This window comes from Scytonema hankhaensis NUACC26 (assembly GCF_045865695.1).
GTDB lineage: Bacteria > Cyanobacteriota > Cyanobacteriia > Cyanobacteriales > Nostocaceae > Scytonema.
On record NZ_BAACAP010000144.1, the window covers coordinates 11,155 to 35,342 of the forward strand.

13 protein-coding genes are annotated in these 24,188 nt (G+C 40.1%); 10 read left to right on the forward strand and 3 right to left on the reverse strand.

Translation table 11 applies throughout. The features are described 5' to 3' along the window. Positions 1-46: 46 nt before the first annotated feature. Together ACKTT2_RS09700 and ACKTT2_RS09705 are read right to left on the reverse strand one after the other, a co-directional pair. Positions 47-8,350: a non-ribosomal peptide synthetase gene (locus tag ACKTT2_RS09700; RefSeq protein ID WP_407886111.1), complete on the reverse strand. Its 8,304-nt coding sequence runs from the start codon at positions 8,348-8,350 to the stop codon at positions 47-49. Positions 8,351-8,393: 43 nt separating this feature from the next. After that, positions 8,394-11,078, reverse strand: a complete 2,685-nt coding sequence (locus tag ACKTT2_RS09705; protein WP_407886113.1) for a non-ribosomal peptide synthetase — start codon at positions 11,076-11,078, stop codon at positions 8,394-8,396. A gap of 397 nt (positions 11,079-11,475) precedes the next feature. On the opposite strand from ACKTT2_RS09705, the gene ACKTT2_RS09710 reads away from it, so the two are divergent. The 8 genes from ACKTT2_RS09710 (at position 11,476) to ACKTT2_RS09745 (ending at position 21,067) form a co-directional block, all read left to right on the forward strand. Continuing rightward, positions 11,476-12,825 (forward strand): AAA-like domain-containing protein, encoded by a 1,350-nt coding sequence (locus ACKTT2_RS09710; RefSeq protein ID WP_407886115.1) that lies wholly within the window; start codon positions 11,476-11,478, stop codon positions 12,823-12,825. Beyond that, positions 12,822-16,367, forward strand: a complete 3,546-nt coding sequence (locus tag ACKTT2_RS09715) for a WD40 repeat domain-containing protein (RefSeq protein ID WP_407886117.1) — start codon at positions 12,822-12,824, stop codon at positions 16,365-16,367. Before ACKTT2_RS09710 ends, ACKTT2_RS09715 begins: the two co-directional genes overlap by 4 nt. A 680-nt stretch (positions 16,368-17,047) precedes the next feature. Next, positions 17,048-17,530, forward strand: coding sequence for a hypothetical protein (locus tag ACKTT2_RS09720; RefSeq protein ID WP_407886119.1), 483 nt, complete (start codon positions 17,048-17,050; stop codon positions 17,528-17,530). 131 nt (positions 17,531-17,661) lie between these two features. Next, positions 17,662-18,243, forward strand: coding sequence for a hypothetical protein (locus tag ACKTT2_RS09725; protein WP_407886121.1), 582 nt, complete (start codon positions 17,662-17,664; stop codon positions 18,241-18,243). A gap of 55 nt (positions 18,244-18,298) precedes the next feature. Next, positions 18,299-19,021, forward strand: coding sequence for a hypothetical protein (locus ACKTT2_RS09730; protein WP_407886123.1), 723 nt, complete (start codon positions 18,299-18,301; stop codon positions 19,019-19,021). Positions 19,022-19,076: 55 nt separating this feature from the next. Beyond that, positions 19,077-19,766 carry a CPBP family intramembrane glutamic endopeptidase gene (locus tag ACKTT2_RS09735; RefSeq protein ID WP_407886125.1) on the forward strand — a complete coding sequence of 230 codons (690 nt, stop codon included), beginning with the start codon at positions 19,077-19,079 and terminating at the stop codon, positions 19,764-19,766. Between the two features lie 122 nt (positions 19,767-19,888). Further along, positions 19,889-20,575, forward strand: coding sequence for a hypothetical protein (locus tag ACKTT2_RS09740; protein ID WP_407886127.1), 687 nt, complete (start codon positions 19,889-19,891; stop codon positions 20,573-20,575). 225 nt (positions 20,576-20,800) lie between these two features. Then, entirely contained in the window at positions 20,801-21,067 is a 267-nt protein-coding gene (locus tag ACKTT2_RS09745; RefSeq protein WP_407886129.1) for a hypothetical protein, read from the forward strand. A gap of 129 nt (positions 21,068-21,196) precedes the next feature. Here the strand turns inward: ACKTT2_RS09745 and ACKTT2_RS09750 are convergent, their stop codons facing one another. After that, positions 21,197-21,325 (reverse strand): hypothetical protein, encoded by a 129-nt coding sequence (locus ACKTT2_RS09750; protein ID WP_407886131.1) that lies wholly within the window; start codon positions 21,323-21,325, stop codon positions 21,197-21,199. A gap of 60 nt (positions 21,326-21,385) precedes the next feature. Between ACKTT2_RS09750 and ACKTT2_RS09755 the strand changes: the two genes are divergently transcribed. Further along, complete coding sequence (locus tag ACKTT2_RS09755) at positions 21,386-22,330, forward strand: M48 family peptidase (protein WP_407886133.1); 945 nt, start codon at positions 21,386-21,388, stop codon at positions 22,328-22,330. Between the two features lie 634 nt (positions 22,331-22,964). Beyond that, complete coding sequence (locus ACKTT2_RS09760; RefSeq protein ID WP_407886135.1) at positions 22,965-24,074, forward strand: hypothetical protein; 1,110 nt, start codon at positions 22,965-22,967, stop codon at positions 24,072-24,074. Positions 24,075-24,188 lie beyond the last annotated feature (114 nt).

A 24,188-nucleotide genomic window follows, 5' to 3' on the forward strand; every position in this document is an offset into this window, starting at 1 on the left:
ACCTTTTCTCAACCCGGTTGCAAAAATACTTTTTGCAAGGGTTCTATTAACTTTCTAGTAGATGGAGAATCCTTTGTAACGGGTTCTCTTCCTGTAAGAACAGAGATAATGGAATTCTTACGCCTAGTCGCTGTTCAATAAGCGCAACAATTCTTAAAGTACTCAATGAATCTAACCAAGTCATGTCTTCATTCATAAAAACCATCTCGCGGGTTATATTTTGTTCCCGATAAACTTCGTGAAAAATGGAATACAACATTTCACGAATATCCTGCGTTAAAAGCTTTTCAGGAGTTTTTATAGAGTCTTTAAGACTCTGAACTGATAACGATTGTCTTGTGAATGCTGGGTTATTGCATTCCAACAACGGGCGCGACTTAAGTTCCTCTAAGCGCCTTTGTATGGAAGGTTTTTTATTGAAAATACTTTCGTCACAATCGTTCAGTATTGTCTGAATGCTTTCTTTGTAAATATTAGCAATAATTTCTAGCTGATTTTGAGAGAGAATTGCACCATTGGCATTTAGCGTAATATTCAGAGCCGACGTGAATACGTTCACTCCAAAGTTGACAAGCAGCGTAAAGTCAGCATGTTCAAACCATTTGATATCTCCAAAAATTTGGAAATCATCATCTTTTAAGTTCTCGCTATAGATGTGGAATTGAGTGAAGTTAAAAGCCACTTCAAAAAGCTGTTTTCCATTGAAGTCCTTTTGAATGCAAGCAAGAGGGTATCTTCTAAATGGAATGACTTCTTGTTCAGACTTAAGAACTTGTTTGAAAAACTCTTTCCATGACACTTCAGTCAGTTGCAGGCGGAATGGAATGGTATTTAGGAACAGACCGACGACTTTATCTCCTTCGTTTTGTTCTAAGCGCCCATTTGCAAAAACACCTGTTAGTACATCTTGAGTTTTGGAAATGAGACTAAGGACGTGAATATGACTTGCCAACAATACGTGTTTAAGTGAAACGTTGCATTTCTTTGCAATTTCAGTCAGCTTCTCCAACTCTTCTTTAGAGAATTTGAGAATTGTTTCACTCCATCTGGAGTTCATCTTACCTTGTTCGTTACGAGGTAAGTGGCAGAATGTAAAGTTTTCTAGCTTTTGCTCCCAGAACTCCTTGGCTTCCTGAGACTTTCTCTCTTGCAGTTCGACTTTGACATAGTCCCTAAATGACAGATTTAGTTTCTGGTAAGGTAAAGGTTCGTTACCTTGCAACATTTCAAGATAGTCTTGAAAGAGTCGAGACGTAATTGATGCTAAGCTCCACCCATCTAAGATGGCATGGTTAAAGCTCAGTGAAAAATTAAAGTTATTTTTGCCTCGCTTGTGGATAAAGAACCTCATAATAGGTGCTTTCTTCCAGTCAAAGTTGTTGCTCTTCTCATCTTCGAGCCATTGTTCAATAATACTTTCCTGCTTTTCCCAGTTCAAATCTGAAATGTCAAAGTACCGAACAAAAGGCTCTACCCTTTCATGTACCAACTGCATGGGTACAGAATAGTTTTGCAAATCAAATGATGTTCTTAAAATTTCATGCCTTTGAATCATGATTTCAATGGCTTTTGTGAGAAGCTCTAAATTTAGCTCTAACTCAAGGTGGTAACTAGCAAGGTCGTGGAACACAGCTTGTTTTGGATCGAGGTCACTGTGATAAATCATGCCCAGTTGAAGCATGGTTGCAGGGTATGCGTCTACAATACCTGAGGGGATGAGTCGTTGATCGTTTTGATTGAGCAAAGCAAATGGTTCGGTCAAAGCTACATGATTCTCAATATTTTCCCGCTCGTCCTTCAGTTGCTCTGAGAGGTCACGGATTGTTTGAAGACGCAAGATGTCTTGAAGTGTAAAGTGAAAGCCAGCATCTTTGAGCTTTGCTAGAAGGCGAATTCCTGAAATGGAATCACCTCCAAGCTCAAAGTAATTGCGATCGATCCCAAGACCTTGAACACCTAAAACATCCTCCCAAATTTTGACTAATTCCGCTTCAAGGGCGTTACGTGGAGGTGTTACGGCTTGTTGTTTCTGTGTGAAGCTCTCTTCAGGAACAGGTAATGCTCGTCTGTCTAATTTTCCATTTACTGTCAGGGGGATGTCCTCTACCTGAATGAGGAAAGAAGGCACCATGTAAGATGGCAACGTTTTGAGCAGCATTTCACGAATCTGTTGTGTTTCAATTTGGGAACCATCTTGAGTTGCAAAATATCCAGCAAGTGCTTTACCCCCATCTTTTTTATTCACAGAGATAACGGCACAAGTAGAGATTTGAGGAAGACTTTTCAGAACAGATTCAATCTCACCAAGTTCAATGCGGAAACCATTGATTTTGACCTGATGATCTATGCGCCCAAGATATTCAATATCACCGCTTAACAACTTTCTTGCAAGGTCTCCAGAGCGGTAAACTTTCATCTTTTCTTGAGAGTGTGGAAGTGTGATTTCAACAAACCTTTCAGAAGTTAGTTTTTCCCGGTTGAGGTAGCCCAAAGTGACACCTCCACCTGCAACGTACATTTCGCCTGGTGTTCCCATTGGAACAGGCTGTTGCTTTTCGTCCAACAAGTAAATTTCTAAATCTTTTATTGGCACACCAATCATACTTCCAGGCGCTAAGGTGTCCTTTGCATAAATGGGACGATAAGTCACGTGTACCGTCGTTTCGGTGATCCCGTACATATTTACAAGAGTTGGTTGCTTGTCGCCAAATCTCTTAAACCAAGGTTTTAAACTTGGAATATCAAGAGCTTCTCCACCAAAAATGATGTAGCGTAAATCTGTTTTCTCTACATCTTTCTTATCTAAAAGAGCATTTTGAAACTGTTGGAATGCTGAAGGTGTCTGGTTTAAGACTGTGACTTTTTCCGACAGTACAAGGTTAACAAAATCATCTGGCGATCGGCTGATCCAGTATGAGACAAGTACAAGGCGTCCACCGTATAAAAGTGCTCCCCACATTTCCCATATGGAGAAATCAAATGCATAAGAGTGGAAGAGAGTCCAAGTATCTTTCTCGTTGAATTCAAAATTCTGCTGAGTTTGAGAGAAGAGCCGGAGAACGTTAAAGTGGTTTACTAACACTCCTTTCGGCTGACCAGTGGAACCGGATGTATAGATGACATATGCCACATGGTGAGGTTTAAGATCGACTTGTAGATTGTCATTAGGGTAGTTTTTTACCTCTGTCTCAATGGCGTCATAATGAATCACGGGAATGCCATTTTCAACGGAAAGATTAAATTCTGATTTTTGTGTCAAGAGAAGGTGAAGGTTGGCATCTTGAGATATGAAAGAAATTCTTTCTTTTGGTGCTTGCGGATCTAGTGGAATGTATGCGCCCCCAGCTTTTAAAGTGGCAAGGATAGCAACGATCATTTCCACGCTTCTTTCAAAGACTATACCAATCAAGCTTTGTGGTTTGACTCCTTTCTCTTTTAGGAAGTAAGCCAATTGGTTTGCCCTAGCATTGAGTTCAGAATATGTTAAGCTTTGAGTTCCACAAGTCAGTGCAATTTTATTTGGGAAGTTTTTCGCAGCTTTTTCAAAATGGTGCTTCAGTGTGTGGAATTCTGATGGTTGTTCCTGTTTGGGAAGCTCTGGAAGTAAATGACTGATTTCTTCCGGTGCTAATAATGGAAACTCGAAAATGCTTTCATCAAGGTTACTCCTTAGAACGTTAAGGACGTTTAAGTAATATTTGGCATATCTACTAACCTGTTCTTTACTTAACTCTTCCGGATCGTAGTTCAGCATAAACTTTAGATTGTTACTAAAGCGATCCACATTGAAGTTGGCGAGTAACGTGAAGTTGGTCTGCTCAAAGTACTTTGCTCTAACAACTTTAAGCTTTTTGGTATTAGCTCCCTTTTCATAAACATGGAAATCTGTAAAATTGAAAGCACTTTCAAAATATGGTTCACCTCCATTATATTTTTGGATTTCAGCAAGTGGAAAACGTCTGTTAGGAATAATTTGGCGTTCTATCTCAAAGACTGTTTGAATGAGTTCTTGCCACGTTTGTTCTTTAACAAGAACACGGAATGGTAGCGCGTTGAGGAAGAGTCCGGAGAGACTTTCACCACCTAAAACTTCAGGTCTTCCATTAAAGACGACACCTGTGGTGACATCTTTTTGGTTTGCGATAAGTCCTATAACCTTGATGTGTACGGCTAAAAGCAGACTCTTTAGTGGAACGCCAAGTGTCTGTGCAGTTGAATTTAAAGACGCAAAGATCTCGCCGTCAATGATATTTTCAATGGAACCCCAAGTTCTTGTATTGAATCTTTCTTGCTCTTGCTCGCTATAAAGCCTTGGGATGGCTGTAAAATTGAAATCAACAAGTTGAGCTTTCCAAAACTCAGATAATTGTCTATCTTTCAAAGCTTCCTGTTCTAACTGTACGTAAGAACTAAACTGGAGTAGGTTCTCCTCAGTTTTAAGAGGTTCGTTATCAAGTATGGCAGAGTAAGCTTGATAAAAATCTGAAAGAACAGTTGCTAAGCTCCAACCATCTAAAATGGCATGGTGAAATCCAACACCTAATGTCAAGAAAGTATCACTATGTTGGAACACGCAAAAGTGAATTAAAGGAGCTTTCATGATTTCAAATGGAGTATTCTTTTCATTTTCTACCCATCTTTCTACCTGAGCTTCTTGCTCGTTCTGATTGAGTGCTCTTAGGTCTTGAACTTCTAAAGGCAGCTCGACCTCAGAATGAATAATCTGGACTGTTGTACTATAGCTTTTTAAGTCAAATGATGAGCGGAGAACGGGATGCTTTTTCAAGACCCATCTCAGTGCTTTCTTTATGGCTTCAATCTCATATTTCCCCTCAATATCAAAGCAGAAAACATCATGATAAATAGGTTTGTCTGGATGAAGTGCAGAATGATAAATCATACCGGACTGTAAATGGCTTAATGGCCATGCATCAATGATGTCATCAGGAAGCTTTCTCCGGTCTTCTTCACTCAAAAGGATAAAAGCACCAACTTGGCAATGGTACATTTTATTTACTTCTTTAGCTTGTTTAGCTATTTTGGCAAGTGTCTGATATTTGAAAATGTCTTGTAAAGATATATCAAACCCTTGCTGCTTCATAAGAGCGACGACTTGAATGCTGTGAATAGAATCACCACCAAGTTGGAAAAAGTTACTTTGCAAGCTAACTTTTTCGACTTGTAAAACCTTTCTCCATATTTCTGCCAGTAAGGATTCCACTGGTGTATGAGGCTTTTCAAAGTCTTCGCTTTCAACGATAATCGAGGCAGGATCTGGCAGGTTTTTGCGATCCAATTTGCCATTTGGTGAAAGAGGAAGCGCTTCTAAGGTGATAAAGAGTGATGGAATCATGAACTCAGGGAGTTGATGGGCAAGAAACGTTTTAATGTCACTTTCTTCAAGAGAGCGATCGCCAACAATGTAGGCGACGAGCATTTGACTACCAGCTTTAGTCGTGTAGAGCGTAACAACTGCTTCTTGAACCCCATTAACTTCACGAATACATGATTCTATTTCACCGATTTCGACCCTAAATCCACGCAATTTGATTTGGTTATCAATACGACCGAGATACTCAATATTACCATCAGGAAGGTAGCAAGCAAGGTCTCCAGTTTTGTAGAGACGCCCTTTTCCTTCAGGGTCAAATGGGTTAGGAATAAACTTTTCTCGTGTAAGTTCTTCGCGACCATAATAACCCTTAGCAAGTCCCACACCTCCGATGTGGAGTTCGCCAGCCACTCCAATTGGCTGAATCTTCAAATATTTATCAAGAACGTAAAGCTGTATATTTGCAATAGGTTTGCCAATAGGAACTTTTTGCCCATATTGTTGAGGGGAACAAGGCCAATAGGAAACGTCTATGGCTGCTTCTGTTGGTCCGTAAAGGTTATGTAACAAACATCCCTTAAATTTTTCATAAAATTTTTGGGTTGATTGATAAGGTAGAGCTTCACCGCTGCAGAATACCTGACGCAGTGTTTTGCAAGTGCTGATATCTGGATCGTCCAGGAAAACATTTAACAACGATGGTACAAAGTGAACAGTAGTCACTTTCTTTTCATTTATGACCTTAATTAAGTAACTTGGATCGCGATGACCACCTGGTTTTGCCACAACAATACGTGCTCCATACATCAGTGGCCAGAAAAACTCCCATACTGAGACATCAAAGCTAAAAGGAGTTTTTTGGAGTACGCAATCTTGTTGCGAAAGTTGAAATTCTGATTGCATCCAGCACAGACGGTTATAAATACCTTTATGGGTGTTTGGAACTCCCTTAGGACGTCCCGTAGAGCCAGATGTATAAATCATATATGCTGTTGACTCAGGATCTATGTTAAGGGAGAGGTCATCCTGACTTTCAGACGCAATAACAGGATCTTCTGGAAGAATAATTTGCGCTTCAACTTCAGAAAGATTTGGAACAAGGTCTTTTTGTGATAGCAAGTAAGAGATTTTTGAATCTTGGATCGTGTAGCGAACACGTTCTTCAGGATAATCAGGATCGAGTGGAACGTATGCCCCTCCAGCTTTGATGATAGCAAGTAATGACACCACCATTTCAACGGAGCGTTTCATATAGACGCCTACCAGTGTTTCTGAGTCTACTCCACACTTTCTCAGGTAGCGTGCGAGCTGATTTGCTTTTTGATTGAGTTCTTCATATGTGAGCTTTTGCTCCTCAAATTCAACCGCAACGGCTTTTGAAGTTGCAATGACTTGCTGTTCAATTTTGTCAACCAACGTCAAAGCAGGATAATCAACTAGGGTGTTATTCCAAACCGAATGGACGATACGCTCTTCTTCTGGAGTAATTATTTTATACTCAGAAATAGGACGATGTGGATCTATGGAAATTTGCTGTAAAAGGTTTTGAAAATGTAGAAACAACCGGGAAATCGTTTCCTTTTCAAACAGATCGGTACTGTAAAAGACTTCACCCCTGAGCTTATTTTCTTCTTCAAAAAGGGAAATCGTAATGTCGAGCTGACTACCATGAACATGGGTTTCTATAGCCTCGATATCACACCCTGAAAAATCAATCTTACTTACAGGAGTATTTTGGTAGGCAAACATAACCTGAAAAATAGGGTTGTAGCTTAAGCTTCTATTAGCTCCTATGGACTCGACAACCCTTTCAAAGGGAATATCTTGATTTTCTAGCGCCGCTAAGCTAGTTTTACGAACTCTGGTAACAAGTTCAGAAAATTTTTCCTTTTCTAACAGGTTTGTTTTGAGCGCAATTGTGTTGATGAATAAGCCAATTTGAGATTCTAATCCGCTTTGTTGTCTATTAGCAACAGGACTACCAATAATGATAGTCTCTTGCTGACTGTAAGCATATAACATTACATTTAATGCTGCTAATAAAACATTGTACATTGAAGATTTACAAGAGGAGGAGATTTGTTTTAATTTTTGAGTCAAATCCCGATCGATCTTGAAGCGATGAACATCTCCACAATAAGTTAGAGCCGATGGTCGAGGATAGTCTGTGGGAATTGTCAAGAGAGAATTTTCACATCCTTCAAGTTCTTTTTTCCAATATAACTCTTGAGTAGAGTCATCTCTTTTAGTACGATCGCGTTGCCATTGAGAAAAGTCAGAATACTGAAATTGAAGAGGTTGTAATTTTGCGGTTTCACTTTTTAGTAAAGAGTTATAAATGATTGTCAACTCCTTATTGAAAACTCCAACCGACCATCCATCAAAAATGATATGGTGTAGGCAAATAAGTAAAAGATGTTCATCTTCATTTAGCTTTGCAATTCTGACTCTGAAAAGTGGTTCATTTTGAAGGTCAAAGGGGGTGTTTGCATTATGATGAAGCAAATTCTGAAGGACTGAGTTTTTCTGTTCGCTACTAAAAAGTGAGATATCTTTATATTCAACGAGTTTGTTGCCGTCTAAACTTTCAAGAATGATTTGAACTGGTTTAGCTTCCTTTAGAGGAAATCTGGTTCTAAGAGATTCATGCCTTTCAATTAACAATCTTACACTTCTTTCAAAAATGTCGTAGTTAAATCTTCCAGTGATTTTATAAGCAAAAGGAATATTTAGCTCCGATTTATTTTGACTAATTTTATCTGCAAACCAAAATCTTTTTTGAGCATAAGATAATTGAATGTCGCCAGATTTCGGAAGAGATTTGATTTGCCAATTATCTGTTTCAGAATTGTGTTTTCTGAGGAATTTAATTAAAAATTCCCTATTGTCTTTGATTCCTTCTATTAAATCTTGTGTTAGTACATCTTGAGAAACATAAACTTTCAAATCATCTCCTTCTATGTTAAGTTTAATGTTTTTTTCTGAGATTTCCTGAATTAATTTTGAAAGAGCCAACATTTTTTTCTCCTTGTATAGTGAATATTACCGTTTGTTCTTCAGGTTAAATTTTCAGTTCAATACTACCTTCTTCCGCAAAGAAAGTAACAGATCCATTCAGTCTGAGTGCTTGTAAAAGCTTAATTTCCTCTTCTTTATTTACCAAAATAACTGTTTCAATATGTGCGGCTAGTTCGGCTACAGTAGTGAATTCAAATAGTTCGCTGACTGTAAGTTCGACAGATAGCATCTTGTACAATTGAGAAACAATTTGAGCGGCTAACAGAGAATTTCCTCCTAATTCAAAGAAGTTATCGTAGACGCCCACTTCAGTCTTTAGGACTTCGGTCCAAATATCAGCTAGTTGCTGCTCCGTGGGGTTACGAGGAGCGATAAGTGGTCCTGCCGAGTCTGGTCGCGATAGGGTAAAGTTAGATAAAGTACGACGGTCTACTTTGCCGTTGGGAGACAGTGGTAAACTGTTCAACTGTACGAAGGCGAGAGGCATCATGTAGTCAGGTAGTTTCTGATTGAGGAAACCCCGCAGATCGTGAATGGTAAGTTCTTGCTCCTGCATTGGAACTATGTAAGCTACTAGATGCTTATTGGATGATGAGTCTTCTTTAACTATCACTGCAGCTTCTTTAATAGCTGGGTGTTGACATAATGCTGACTCAATCTCTCCCAGTTCAATGCGAAAGCCGCGAATCTTCACTTGATTATCAATACGACCAAGAAATTCAATATTGCCGTCCGGTAGGTAGCGTGTTAAATCTCCTGTTTTGTACAGGTATGCACCTGGTTCATCGCTAAAGGGGTTTGGGATGAATTTCTCTTCAGTTAATTCTGGACGGTTAAAGTAGCCACGAGCCAAACCGTCTCCACCAGTATACAACTCGCCCCTAACTCCAATGGGGACGGGTTGCATATGTCTATCCAGTATGTAAACTTGTGTATTGGAAATAGGACGTCCAATAGGAACAGAATTACTGAACTGAAACGGCTCTGTAATTGAAAAGCAGCAGGTAAAGGTTGTATTTTCGGTTGGACCATAGCCATTAATCAACTTACAGCCTTCTAACTTTTGAAGAGTCTTCTGGATGTGAGGAACAGACAAAACATCTCCACCGGCTAAGAGTTGACGCACGGGTTTTAAATCTTCAAGCTGCTCATCTACCATCAGGTGAAACAGACCAGATGTCAGCCACAAAGTAGTCACTTGGTATTGCTGAATAGTCTGCCCCAATTTTTTCAAAGATAGCTTACTAGCAGGAAAGATGACTAACTTCCCACCGTTTAGCAGGCAACCCCAAATTTCAAAAGTCGATGCGTCAAACGAGATAGGAGCTAACTGCAAGAAAACTTCTTCCTTGGTTATGTTAACATAGTTAGCTCCTTTAACTAGCCGCACTACACCACGATGGATAACGCTAACAGCCTTGGGTTTACCTGTGGAACCCGAAGTATACATCACATAAGCCAGGTTATTCGCCGTCACGTTGGTAATAATATCTTTTGTCTCTTCGTCACTAGCATCCCACGGCTCATCTAACACTACTTTCGCTGTATTCTCTGGAAGGTTCTTAACAAATTGCCGTTGGGTTAACAGTATCGACAACTGAGAATTTGACAGCATGAAGGCTAGGCGCTCCTTAGGATAAGCTGGGTCTAGCGGCACATAAGCTCCACCGGCTTTGAGAATGCCTAGCAATCCTACTACCATTTCTATAGAGCGCTCAACGCAGATACCCACTAGAACTTCCGGTCCTACCCCCAAAGAGCGTAGATGATGCGCCAGTTGCTCAGCACGGTGATTCAACTCCCAGTAAGTCAGTTGCTCATCTTCAAAAACCACTGCCACTGTATTAGGCGTCTGTTTTACTTGAGCTTCAAATAGGTGATGGATACACTGTTCTCGAGGGTAATCTACCTTGGTGTTATTCCATTCCACCAAAAGCTGATGCCGTTCTGCTTCAGTCAATAGTAACAAAGTCGAAACACTTTGACCTGGATCGGCAACAATACTCTTTAGCAAAGTTTGGAAATGCCCAAGCATCCGTCTAACCGAAGCTGACTCAAACAACTCAGCGCTATATTCGCAACTTATTTTTATGCCCTCTCCTTCTTCAGAGGCAAAAATAACTAGATCGCACTTGTCACTGTGTTCTTTAAACGCTGCAATATTGCCTTCCAAAATCGGCGCGTCTGAAACACAAAATGGTGTATTGCACAGTACCAACATCACCTGAAAAATCGGTGATTTAGCTAAACTTTCATCTCTTTTAAGATCGTTAATTAGCTCTTCAAACGGGTAATCTCGATTCTTCGCCGCCTCCTTAACTGTTATAGCAACGCGCCTCAATGTCTCTTCTGCACTTAGAGACCCTAGTATATGCGTCCGTAACGGAACTGGATTTATGAATCCTTCCCTCTCCCTAATGCTATCAGCAGACACGGAACCAACAATAATATCTTCCTGACCTGTATAACGGAATAAAAGAATTTTGAATGCAGCCACCAAAAGGTTAAACATATTAACCTTTTGATGTCTACTAAATTTTTTGATTTCTAAGTAGAGGTCTTCATTAAGCTCAACAACTTCCCTCAACTTAGTCAATGAATGGTTCGGTGTTCGCGGATAATCTGAGGGGATATCTAATACAGGCAGATTACCATGCAGCTGATTCTGCCAATATGCTCTTTGTTCAGCTTGGCTAACTCTGATGTTTTGCCATGTCAATACGTTCATTCAACACATCCTTCTTCAGAACAGTGGGTGAGTTTCATTAAGATTACTGAAACTATGCTAATTCCGATTTGTTAGATGTAACAATAAGAAAAAATTAGAACTTAGTTACCTAGCTAATTTCCAATGTTCTTATAAAAAATCAGAGAAATAACGGGCATTGATTAATGTCCACCTAAAAATAAGAAAAAATAAGGAGGTAAGCAATAATAAACTTTTACCCATGACTGCTCTATTCGCGGAAATGCTTATTAGATAAAGGTCATAAGTATTAAGTATAATTACTTGATTGGGAACCGTCTAATAAAAAATAAGAAAAAATTAGGAATTTTCTGCCAAAGCGACTTATTCGTATGTGACTTATATATAATTTAGGAGAATTTCTACACCACTTTGAGTTATGAACTCAGAATCAGAATTTATTTGCGAAGAAGCACTTAAATTCGCCAATCAAATAATAAGTATAAAAAACCACAAAAACTTAAGTAATTTAGAAGAGGAAGTGTTCAGAGGTTCTTGGGAGGATAGGGATTATAAGGAAATCGCTGAAATACTAGGATACTCTACTGGTCGCATTACTGAAGTCGGCAGTCAGTTATGGAGTAAAGTTTCAGAAGCCCTAGGAGAACCAGTCAGTAAAAAAACTTTTCGGCAACCCTTGAGAAAAGAATGGGAGAAGCGACACTATAATAGCATCACATTAACTGCACCTTTGGGAGAATCGCAATCTGCTTTAGAATCAGTGGAGCAGGATTTTGCCTTTTATGTAGAGCGCCCTCCCATTGAAGAGCGCTGTTACTCAGAGATTTTGAAGCCGGGATGTTTACTACGAATAAAAGCCCCTTGGCAAACAGGAAAAACGGAGCTGATGTCAAGGGTGATGCATTACGCCGAACAAAAGGGATACCGAACAGCCGTTTTAAATCTACGGGACGCGACAAAAGAAGATTTTAGTAATCTCGATAAATTCTTGCAGTGGTTCTGTACTATCATTGCTGATAGATTCGAGTTGACTGTGAGCTTGGAAGAACACTGGCGCAAAAGTATTGGTAATAGCAAGATTAAATGTCGAAGCTACTTTGAGAAGTATTTGTTGCTATCAGATAGTCCCCTGGCTTTAGCTTTAGATGAGATAGACCGAATTTTTTCGTATCGGGAAATTGCCAGCGAGTTTTTGGGTATGCTACGAACTTGGCATGAGGACGCTAAGACTCGTCAACTCTGGCGGCAACTCCGGCTAGTTGTGCTACATTCGGAAATCTATACTGAGGTTGATATAAATCAGTCCCCATTTAATGCTGGATATGAGATGACATTAACAGACTTCAACGAAAACCAAGTGCTTTCTTTAGCACAGCGGTATGGATTGAACTGGGATACAGCCGAAGTGACACAGTTAATGGCTGTGGTGGGAGGACATCCCTATTTGGTAGGGGAAGCCCTTAAACAGATAGCGCAGCAAGATGCAACGCTTGAACAAGTCCTGCAAACATCCCACACAGCATGGGGAATCTATAGCCGCCACTTAGAACGACATGGTCGGAATCTACAATCTAACTCTGAACTGGTGAATGCTTTTCAAAAAATAGTCCAAGCAAACTCTCCAGTAGAATTTAACGCCGAGTTGAATCAAAGTACGGCTGTGAAGTTAAATGACTTGGGGCTAGTCAAGGTTTCAGGCAATAGCGCCATGCCACGTTACGAATTATACCGTAAGTATTTTCGCGATCGCTTAGTTAATAATTTATGAGTGCAACATACAACTTCAGCAACTCTTATCAAGTCGGGGGAAGTTTGCCTTTTGCTGCTTCCACTTATGTAGTACGACAAGCAGATTATGAACTGTATGAAGGGTTAAAGGCAGGTTTGTTCTGTTATGTATTAAACTCTCGACAAATGGGTAAGTCTAGTTTGCGGGTACGAACAATGGAAAGACTGCATAAAGTTGGATTTGCTTGTTGTGCAATTGAAATGAGAGACATTTGTAGCTATGAAGTGACACCAGATGAATTTTTTGGTGGCTTCCTTAGCCTTATAATCAGTGGGTTTAATTTGGAAATTGATGCAGGTGAGTGGTGGTACAAGTATCAATATATTCCTCCGTCACTGCGGTTGAGTAGGTTTATCGAAGAAGAACTGCTAGACAAGGTGAGTCAAAATATTATTATCTTCGTCGATGAAATTGATAATGTTCTTTCCTTAAAGTTCAAAGACGATTTCTTTGCTTTTGTTAGTAGCTGTTATAACAAACGCGCTTTTCATCCAAAATATAATCGCCTGACTTTTGGGCTGCTGGGAGTGGTAACACCTGCGGATTTGATTGCTTCTACAAATTACACACCCTTTAATATTGATAGTCGGGTCGTGGAACTGACTGGTTTTCAGCTAGAGCAAACCACGCCTTTAGAGAAAGGACTCCTTGGGGTGGTTAGCAACCCCTCTTCAGTCTTGAAAGAGGTGTTAAAGTGGACGAGTGGACAACCGTTCCTAACGCAATGGCTGTGCCAACTGATTTGCACGTATCCTTATAGACCCTTCGATCCAAACAGCGAAATAGAGTGGGTGGCTGCGATCGTGCGAGAAAGGATCGTTGAAAATTGGTGGGCGCAAGATAACCAACAGCATTTACAGACAATACGCGATCGCATACTCAGTAATGAGAAACGCGCCGGTCGGCTACTGGGACTGTATCAACAAATTTTGCGCTCTGGGGAAATTGAGAGCAATGATAGCCCAGAACAAATGCAATTGCGGTTATCTGGGTTAGTAGTCAAGCAGCAAGGTTTTTTAAGAGTTTACAACCGCATTTATAAATCAGTTTTTGATGAGACTTGGGTTGAGAAAGAGCTAGCTTTCTTACGCCCCTACGCCGAAGCGATCGCAATTTGGGATGCATCCTTATGTCAAGATTCTTCACATCTTTTGCGCGGACAAGACTTGCGAAATGCCCAAGCGTGGGCAGTTGGTAAAAGTTTAAGCGATTTGGATTATCAGTTCTTAGCCGCAAGTCTTGAGTTGGACAAGCAAGATATTCAAATTGCTTTAGACGCAGAAAAAGAAGCAAGTCATATATTAAGTGAAGCTAATTATACATTAAGTCAAGCCAATCAAACACTGATTGGGGCGCAACAGAAAGCACAGCGAATTATTCGCTCCGGACTTACTATATTGTGTGTTACTTCAGTAATGGCAGTAGCAATGGCAGGATGGGCAGATAACCGTGTAAGGAAAGCAGAGTATCAAAGAAAATTGACCCAAATCGCCCAATTAAATGCTATGTCTACAGTTCATCTTATCTCAAATAATCAGCTCTCCGCATTAGTAGATAGTGTTAAAGCAGGTCGTCAATTACTCGAAATTGAAGCACCAGTTGATATTAAGAATGAGACCGTGAAACAACTGAAGCAAGTACTGGATGAAGTGCAGGAACGCAATTACCTAGAGGGACATAGCGCTATAGTCTACAGTGTGAATTTTAGCCCTGATGGTAAGATTATAGCTAGTACCAGTGGTGACCGTACTGTTAAACTTTGGAGCAAAAACGGTCAGTTGCTAAGAACCTTAAAGGGTCATAGTAGTGACGTTTACAGCGTGAGTTTCAGCCCAGATGGGCAAGCAGTCGCCTCAGCTAGCGCTGACAACACTATTAAACTTTGGAGCCTTGACGGCAAGCAACTCAAAACTTTGCGGGGTCATAGTGGCAACGTTTATGGCGTGAGTTTTAGCCCTGATGGGCGACTGCTTGCCTCAGCAAGTGGTGACAACACCGTCAAACTCTGGAGCCTTGAAAGAGGTACTTTGCTTACAACCCTAAAAGGGCATAAAAACTGGGTCATGAGCGTGAGTTTCAGCCCTAATGGCAAAACTATTGCCAGTGGCAGTTTAGATAGAACCGTCAAACTGTGGAGTAGCGATGGTCATCTGCTAAGAACCTTAAATGGTCATAGTGACATAGTCCAAAGCGTAAGTTTTAGTCCTAACGGCAAGACCATTGCTAGTGGTAGTTTGGACGGAACTGTTAAGCTGTGGAGTAGCGATGGCAGCAAGAGCAGAACTCTAAAAGGACATGGCTCTGGAATATATAGTGTAAAGTTTAGCCCTGACAGCAAGACTCTTGCTTCAGGCAGCGGTGATAAGACAATCAAACTTTGGAGTAGCGATGGTAGCGAACTCAGTACTTTAAAAGGGCACAGTGGTGGGATCGCGAGTGTGAGTTTCAGTCCCGATAGCAAAACCCTTGCTAGTGCCAGTGCTGACAATACTGTGAGAATATGGAGTAATGAGCGTACCTTTACAACCCTAAAAGGTCATCATAATAGGGTCTATAGCGTGAGTTTTAGTCCTGATGGCAAGACCCTTGCCAGTGCCAGTGGTGACACAACTGTCAAACTCTGGAGTAGTCATGGTAGTCCGCTAGGAACCTTAGGCAAGCATCTTAATGAGGTTTATAGCGTCAGTTTCAGTCCCGACGGCAAGACTATTGCCAGTGCTAGTGATGACAAAACAATCAAACTCTGGAGTCTTAACAGCAGACAGTTCAAAACCCTAAAGGGTCATCGCGATGCAGTCGAAAGCGTCAGTTTCAGTCCCGACGGCAAGACCATTGCTAGTGCTAGTGATGACAAAACAATCAAACTCTGGAGTATCGATGGCGCAATGCTTGCAACCCTAAAAGGGCATAGTGCTCGAGTCTTTAGCGTCAGTTTCAGCCCCAACGGTAAAACCATTGCCAGTGCCAGTGATGACAAAACAATCAAACTCTGGAGTAGCAATGGCGCAATGCTTGCAACCCTAAAAGGTCATCAAGATGGAGTCGGTAGCGTTAGTTTCAGTCCCGACGGGAAGACCATCGCCAGTGCCAGTGATGACAACACTGTCAAACTTTGGAATAGCGATGGCGCAATGCTTGCAACCCTAAAGGGGCATAGCGATCGGGTCTTTAGCGTCAGTTTTAGCCCAAATGGTAGGATAATCGCCAGTGCCAGTGATGACAAAACAATCAAACTCTGGAGTCTCAACGGCAGCGAGATCAAAACCTTAAAGGGGCATAATGGTGGTGTTGGTAGCGTGAGCTTTAGCCCTGATAGCGAGACTATTGCTAGTGCCAGTTTCGATGGAACTATCAAAATTTGGAGTCTTAATGGTTTAGAATTGCAACCCCTAAATCTGGATCGGCTAATAGTACGCGGCTGTAGTTGGCTACACGATTATTTGAAGACTAACACCCGTTTTGCACAGAAGAGCGAATATCATCTCTGTGATAGTGTCAAAGTTGGTGACATCGGCATCTGAATCTAAGCCCAAAGAAACTGATACGCTGTTACGCATTTGTTGCCTCTTCATCTTTTAGCACAAGGTTTGGGAGTACACCTGCCTCCTTCAGGTTGCGCATTAGCAAAGTTTAGGCCTGTAGTTACCAATATTGACAAAGTTATCAATATTACCAACGGTATCGTTCTAATAACAAGTTTCCTTTTCATATCATCGTTATACTTGTTGTTGTAATTTTTAATAGATGTGAGTGTGCAACGACGTATACACTTACCTTCACCCTCATCAGCCGCTTCATTTGAAGTTATCCAAAATGGCTCTAAGGGCGTGACTGAGGCATTCGGTGACAATAGATACTAATCCCTGGTTAGCAAACCACTCTTGCCGTCTTCTTTGTCAATGATTTTCGTTATTGTGGAATCTAATTTTTCTAGACAAGAGTTAAGTTTCGTTTTACCTTCTTCTTGAATATAAAAGGTAAGCTTAGAGTGTAACAGTACCCTTAAAGGTAATTTGATATTCTCAGCACAACTACGAATTTTTTCAATTTGTAGTTTAATTTTAGAGAAATAGTATAACTACACCTTAGCGTAATTTTACGGGTTACGTAGTAATATCAATTACAGAATATTTAAGAATGACCTGTTTGGAAAAGAGCTGGCATGGGAAGACTAAGAGCAGGTCATTGAAAGAGGTTACGTATGAAAACTTTGGGTGTTTTAGCTACAGTATTTTTATTAACAAGCGTTGTTCCTGCCTTTGCTCTCCCCAGTAACTATCAGATATCCAGTGGGTCTCGCGTATGGAGATGGGATACAAAGAATATGAAAATGTCAGACATTAAATTTAATCCTGAATTTCTTCTTTTGTCAGTACCCGCTTCAGAGTCTGATGGCAGTCAATTTAAATTGAAAGTACAGTGCGGTAATAACCCCAATTTTTACTACAAGCAATTGGATTCATCTGGCAGAAGTGTAAAAATGGGCAGAGACCAAGGGTTAGTGACCCAGCTTTGCACGCAAGCAGCAGAAATCAGGGATGAGTACGTCCGTCAGTTGCTAGCAACCGAGCCTTGTACCCGCATAAATCTACAATATGGTATCCGTAGCATTCCCGTAGCTCAGTTCGGCGACAACGCTAAAAAGAAAGACCGCAACAACAACGGGTTTGCATGCGATTTGTAAGTTTATGCACGCACAACAGTGATGGCTCGTCCATTTTTTGTGGAAGTCATTTCTGTTTGACACTTTGAGGTTATTAATGATACAACAACAAATAAGTAGAAGTAGATTAAAAAGTTAGAAAGTCAGAAAAGATGAAGATAATTAATTTATTTTTGTTAGTTGTTATGTTTTTTGTTATTTCGTCAACTTCTGAGAATAAGCACTTAGGCGCAAATCAACAAAATATACAGAACTTTGGTCTTTCCAGTCACACAAATTTCACATTTAGCGATAAATCTATGGCTGCTACCGTACAAACTAAAAGTCCGGTTATGCAATCTCTAAATGTTGCTGTAGATGATATTAAACTGACTTTAATGGCTCCTAAAGGTGCAAAAATTATGAAAAATTCTTGGGGAAGCGTAGAAATTCATGCCGGAAAGACTTTTCAAATTCAACTCTGGGCTTTCCAAGATGAAAATAATATGATGGCTGAAATAAAAAAAGAGATAGAAAATAATGATATTAATCGTTTACAAAGATATTTAATAAATAATCCAAATATTATTTTGTATGAAAGTAATATATTTCATCGCTCAGAATTTCATCTCTTTACTTATAAAATGTTTGGAAATACATTACTTAGTTGCGAAAATGTTAAAGGAGAATTCTTTTCAGAGCCAGAGGCTAGATTAATGCTGGAATCTTGTTTGTCAATTGCTAAAAAGAAGTAAATACAGAAAATTCATGTTAGTTAACTTATAAAATTTAGGTAGAGTTGAACTTGTATTGGGAGAAAAGTTATCCTCAAATCCACGATGGAGTCTGAGAGGAAACTCGCTGATAATCGGACAATACGATAGTGGTGAGACGCATGAAAAACACTTTCTGCAAACTATTGGCAGTGGAAATTGGTATTGGTCGGAGTTTGAAGAATTTCGTTTTGGCAAAACAAATAATTTACTTCAAAGTGTTTGGTTTCACATACCTGAAGTCAATCTGGATTCAGAACAAGCGATCGCAACGTGGCAATCCCAGCCACCAGTGGAAGGTTTACTACGTTTAGTCTCCCCAGAACAACTCAAACCAGAGATGGGAGATTTTCGCTTTTTTGAACATAGTGGAAGATTCTTTGCTTGTGTGACAGAAGCAGCTCTTAAAGATTCAAAACACCGCCTAAGATTTCGTATTGCCCGCGATTTTGATTTGTTATTTGCTGACCAACAGTTTTGTGGCTGGTTACTTTCGACTCCTATCGATTATTTGGTCTATTTTTGGGAAGCTCCTTGCCCAATTCTTCAGGCAGAAGACAACTCCCTTGCCTTTTGGGTACGTGAATATTTAAATTTAGTAGCAGAGCCATACATTGACCTGATGGAAGAAGCAGATCCCAAATTCCGAGAACAACTAGAAGAATTGTACAACCTAATTGACTTGAATTATGGAGCAGTGAATCAACGCAAAATTCTTCATGATGCCATAGCAGATGTCATCGAAAAATTTTATGATTAAGCAGTAATGAAGCGATCGCGCTGCTTTTGGTGTTGAAATCAGGCATCACTTTCATATGTTCAAGGTTAACCAAGGTCGAAATGCACTGCTAGCTCTTGTGTTGCTCGTACCAGCTCCTAGCATTGGCGTTGCAACCCAACTGTATATTCTTCCAGGACTGTTCGGACATCTAGTCGCTTTATTATCTAAAATTTGGCTGCTAGTCGTACCCATTGTTTGGTTGTTTTACGTGGATAAAGGCGATTTAAAAATTCAATTTGCTAAGGGACGCGACTTGTTAGCTGGAGTTGGATTGGGATTGTTAATGTTCAGCATCATCTCGATCGCTTATTGGTTGCTACGATCGCAGTGGATCGATGTTGAATTTGTTCGAGATAGAGCAAGACAAGTTGGATTGAATAGCTTGACTATCTACTCGGTTGGCGCAGCGTACTGGATATTCATCAACTCTTTGCTTGAAGAGTTCGTTTGGCGTTATTTTGTCTACCGTAAATGTGAAATCTTAGTGCCGAGTCCAGTTGCTGTAGTACTTTCTGCGCTGTTGTTTACAATTCATCATACCATTGGTTTAGTTGCTTACTTTGATTGGCGTGCGACGACATTAGGTTCGTTGGGGGTCTTCTTAGCAGGGGCTGTGTGGTCTTGGTGCTACTTAACCTATCGCTCAATCTGGCCGGGATATATTAGCCACATTTTTGCCGACATAGCAATTTTCATGGTTGGCTTGCAACTTCTTTTTGGGTAGTAGGGTACTTGCAAATTGAGTTTCTAAGCATTTTAGTGCTAGCACAACTACTCAAGGAGTTTTTTTATAATATACATCAAAAAATACACTAGTACTATAACGTTTAGTTCTGCATTTCAAATATGAACCCTATTCTCCTGAGTCACTGGCTGCCAATCTGCGATCGAGCACAGCTAGCCTACATTCCTGCAACCATTGGTCCAAAAGTCAAAATTGATGAAATTTATCGTTTCTTAGAAGGACTCGGAGACACTCCCACCCTAGATCGAGCTTACTTATGGTTACGTCAACACTATCAGCCACGCGACACAATGTGGCGTTGGGACTGTTGTAGTACCGAAACGCTCAAATCAACAATGGCTCAGATCTATCCAACAACTTTGCCAACGTTAGAGTTTGAGCTCGATGAACCTCGATTTATTGCAGTATTAGAGGAACTGGAGCGATCGCAAGAGACTAGTATCTGTGTTTTGCTCAGACCTTGGGTTAAAGCCAAACTAGAAACGAATTACCCGGTTGAATTCAGAGCTTTTGCGTTCAGAGAAGGGATTGCTGTGTCCAGTTACTACACTCGTCGTCCCTTACCAGTTGCTTATCAGGAAACGGCTGTTCAAGTGCGTCGCCTGACCGAGCAACTTGCTGCTCATACGCCAATCCCCAGTTTCTCTGCTGATTTTTTGCTCGCAGAAGATGGGAATTTATTGTTTTTAGAGGGGGGTCTTGGCTTTACTCGTGGAGGATTAGTGAATCCCTGTTGTTTTGATGGTGAACCGCCGCCTGGGGCGATCGCGTTATGCTCTCAAAGCTAAGGTTTGGAGTCATAACGTTGCTTGCGTAATCGTCCGAAGTGCAATTAAGTTCATCTGACATTATCTGACCTTTTGAATTTTTGAAATCCAGACTTTTTCTGTAACGACATTTACAAAAAATTCAATTACTTTGTGAATAGCAAGGTTTTAGAGCAGCAATACTCTCATGAGTATCTAAAGCTTTGTTGGTTCTTTGCTGTTTATGTAAATAATGGAAAGAGTTATATGAAAAACAAGCAATTATGCGTGAAACAAAAAGTTGTAAAAATTCATGCGTACAAAGACTTCAACTTATTGACCAAAAAAATATTACAAAGTTGCTGGCAAGGACTAATAAATTTCCTGATACCTTCTGAGGAACCACAAGTTCGGCAACGAGTGACTCGCCAAGGTGATATTTATTGGGAAGTTTACGATCCTGCAACTGGAAAATATTTTACCTCAGGTTCTGAGATAGAAATGCGTATTTGGATTGAACAGCTTTATCGGTAATTGTAGCGGTTTTTACTTGAATGAAGTACAGATTTATCTGCGTTCGTCTGCTACAGGCTGCGGTTCCATAATTTTTTTTATGTATTGTCCCCAATTAAAAACCGCTACAAATTAGAATGCTAGATTTCTTTACAAGAACTCAACCGCTCCTAAAGCTTTAAGCGTACTTTTCTGAGCTTCAGTCAAACCTGTAGCTCCAGTAATATTTACACGTTCGTAAAGCCGATTTGCCTTGAACTCTAACTTGCTCCAGCACACACCGTTTTGCTAGGTTATTTGATTATCTAGTGAATTGGCGCTGCCAATAACCCTTACAAGATGATTGGTCTTAAGAACATCAAAGCGCAACAACGTGCTGTTTTACAGAAAATTTCTGACCTAGCCTCAAGCCCAACGCCAAATGTTGCTCGGGTGCAGGAACTGCTTCAAGCTTTGATGAGAAGTGTAACGGCAATAGAAAAGATTTGCGATAATCAACAAACAACCCCTGCAAACCTCACAAGTTCCTCCCGTCAAATCTACTCGTGGATGAAGTTTTTAACCGATGAACGAAACCTGCAACTCCACGTACAAGCAACGCATCGGTTACAGCATATTGCTCAACAAGCGTTTAGCGCACGCGGTCGGAATTCAGTTAAAGTCGTTGTTGAGATAACGAATTTAGCAGGGTTGTACAGAAGCAAGGTAGGAGAATACTTTGCGACTCTCATAGTGAGTGAAGGATTTATCAATGCACCAGATGAGGTTTTACAAGTTTTGGTACAAGCTGCTTTGTTTGGTAACAGTCGCAACATGACACGAGCGATGAAGGATTTTGCTAGTTCGGAAGAATATAGTGAAATTTTGATGGAGTTAGATTTGATTGTGGAAGCGATCGCAGAAACTTCTACGGGAAAACACTACAATCTAGATAAATTATTTGACAAAGTGAATGAGGAGTATTTTGCTGCCAAGCTTGTAAAACCACGTCTAACTTGGAGCAAAATTCATACATACAGAAAGTTTGGTCACTACGAACCCGCGAGAGATAGGGTGGTGATGAGTCTAACCCTAGATGACGATCGCATTCCTGAATTTGTCGTGGAGTTCGTTTTGTATCACGAATTGCTGCACAAGTACCACGGTGCAAAATTAGTTAATGGTAGACGCATGGTTCACACATCAGAGTTTCGCACAAGCGAACGCCAGTTTAGGTTGTACAAAGAAGCAGAGGAATGGCTGAGGGAGATTCCTGATTTCTTGAACTCGACTTTAGCCAATTAAAGTGAAAAAGACAGCAAAGCAGGAGTTGTGCGAGCGACGGTAAGTGGCGACCAGTGGCGCTGAGTTTGGAAACTGCTTCGGAGCATGGACTTCTTCAAAAGTGACACACGCAGTATTGAGTCATATACTGCCAATTTTTCTTTGAGTGCATATTTTGATTAAACTTATGCCTATTAGTTATACAGTCGGCAATCAAATCCAAGACAGTTGGATGAAAGTGTAAATCATAAGCGCCATGATGAGACAAAGTTATGCCACCACTATGATATCACCGTCAAACTACCCGCCAATCTACTCGTCAAACTACTGGAAAATTCGCTTGCCGTCAATAAGGCACAGAGAAATCGATAGAGTCAAGAAGTTTTTTAAATTACAATTCCCTCACCTAAGCAAAAAGACTACACTATCGGCACAAGAGAATAAACAAATTCAAACGGTGTTATGGGAAATGTTTCGCTTCGCTGATGACGTTTATCAGCGTGCTTATGCTGGACTTTGTTTGCGGTGTTATGTTTCCCATCGAATTTTTATTACCTGCCAGAACATCCCTAACATCTACAACTCCAGTGCAGATAGGCTTTTCAGTCATACTGATTTACTACCTAGAGTTTTAAACGACGATGGTAAAGCACTAGTGATTTTAGATAGTCAAGGTGAAACTCAATATATTTTGAATCATCATGATGGTACAACTCAACCTATTTCAAAAGGAGGAGAATTTTTTAGCGTTAGTATATTACAGAAATTTAATCCCAACTTAGTTTCAAATGAAAGTTTAGATAATTGGATTAGAAGACTTACCTGTCAAAATAATAATATCAAGTCATTTTTGTGGGAATTTGGATTAGCAACTCCTAGTGATTGGGGACTTTTATGTAAAACTATAACCCGTCCCCTCTCGAAACTATTTTCGGCAGAAGAACTTGAAATTATACAAGCTTTTCAAAAAGTTTATCAACGCGATAGACTCAAAACATGCCAAAAAGGACGCTGTTTTGAACCAACACAAAGCCAACGTAAAGAAATATTAAGTTTTTTGCGGCAAAAAAATATTGCTATTTCTGTCAAAGAATTGATTTCTAATCTTAAACGCATTGCCGAAATTTTACGTCAAGATTGGCTTTACAGAAAAACAGGTAGTACTAAAACTGTATCCATAGAGGTTTATAATGATTCAACAAATAATTACTTTCCCAACCCAGAATTACCTTATCACACAGACTATGACCAGGAAGATGTAGAATTAGAAAAACTTCAAAAAATCTGCAAAGACCTGTTTGAGCAAAGTTTATACCAAACAATACCAGAAGTAATTCAACAGCGTATTGAAGAATTGAAAAAAAGTCGAGCTTATAAGAACTTTGCTCATCGTTATCCGGAAGGATTGAGACTTTACTATCAAGAAAATTTATCTTTAGGTGATATTGGTAAAATTTGGGGAATAGAATGGAGTAAAACACGACGTATTTTTCAATTAGAAAATTTTTTGAATATTGTCCAGTATCGAACTGAAGAGGTTTTCTTAGATAAGCTTTTAAAATTGCGTAATCAATTTCAGCCAGCACAGTTTCATAATGAACCTGATAGTCTAAAAAATCTCGCCGAGTTAATTAGAGAATTTGCTTTAAGTAAAGCATTTAAAGAAGCCAAAGCGGAATTAATCGCTAGTAAAAAACAAGTAAAAACCAGTTTAATTGCTCAAATCATTCGCATTCACCTTAGTGATTCACAGGATGTCGCTTAAGAGGTTGTTTGAAAAGTAGTTGACTGTGATTTTAGGCACTTATCGATCCCCCCTAGCCCACGCCAGTCGCCTACGGAGGGTCTCCCTCCGTAGGCGACTGGCGTGGGCTAGGGG

What these genes read in the sequence shown, in the direction of transcription:
- ACKTT2_RS09705 (WP_407886113.1), bottom strand. Translation starts at nt 11,078, where the DNA reads ATGAACGTATTGACATGGCAAAACATCAGAGTTAGCCAAGCTGAACAA.
- ACKTT2_RS09735 (WP_407886125.1), top strand. Translation starts at nt 19,077, where the DNA reads ATGTTCAAGGTTAACCAAGGTCGAAATGCACTGCTAGCTCTTGTGTTG.
- ACKTT2_RS09710 (WP_407886115.1), top strand. Translation starts at nt 11,476, where the DNA reads ATGAACTCAGAATCAGAATTTATTTGCGAAGAAGCACTTAAATTCGCC.
- ACKTT2_RS09700 (WP_407886111.1), bottom strand. Translation starts at nt 8,350, where the DNA reads ATGTTGGCTCTTTCAAAATTAATTCAGGAAATCTCAGAAAAAAACATT.
- ACKTT2_RS09745 (WP_407886129.1), top strand. Translation starts at nt 20,801, where the DNA reads ATGAAAAACAAGCAATTATGCGTGAAACAAAAAGTTGTAAAAATTCAT.
- ACKTT2_RS09725 (WP_407886121.1), top strand. Translation starts at nt 17,662, where the DNA reads ATGAAGATAATTAATTTATTTTTGTTAGTTGTTATGTTTTTTGTTATT.
- ACKTT2_RS09715 (WP_407886117.1), top strand. Translation starts at nt 12,822, where the DNA reads ATGAGTGCAACATACAACTTCAGCAACTCTTATCAAGTCGGGGGAAGT.
- ACKTT2_RS09755 (WP_407886133.1), top strand. Translation starts at nt 21,386, where the DNA reads ATGATTGGTCTTAAGAACATCAAAGCGCAACAACGTGCTGTTTTACAG.
- ACKTT2_RS09740 (WP_407886127.1), top strand. Translation starts at nt 19,889, where the DNA reads ATGAACCCTATTCTCCTGAGTCACTGGCTGCCAATCTGCGATCGAGCA.
- ACKTT2_RS09720 (WP_407886119.1), top strand. Translation starts at nt 17,048, where the DNA reads ATGAAAACTTTGGGTGTTTTAGCTACAGTATTTTTATTAACAAGCGTT.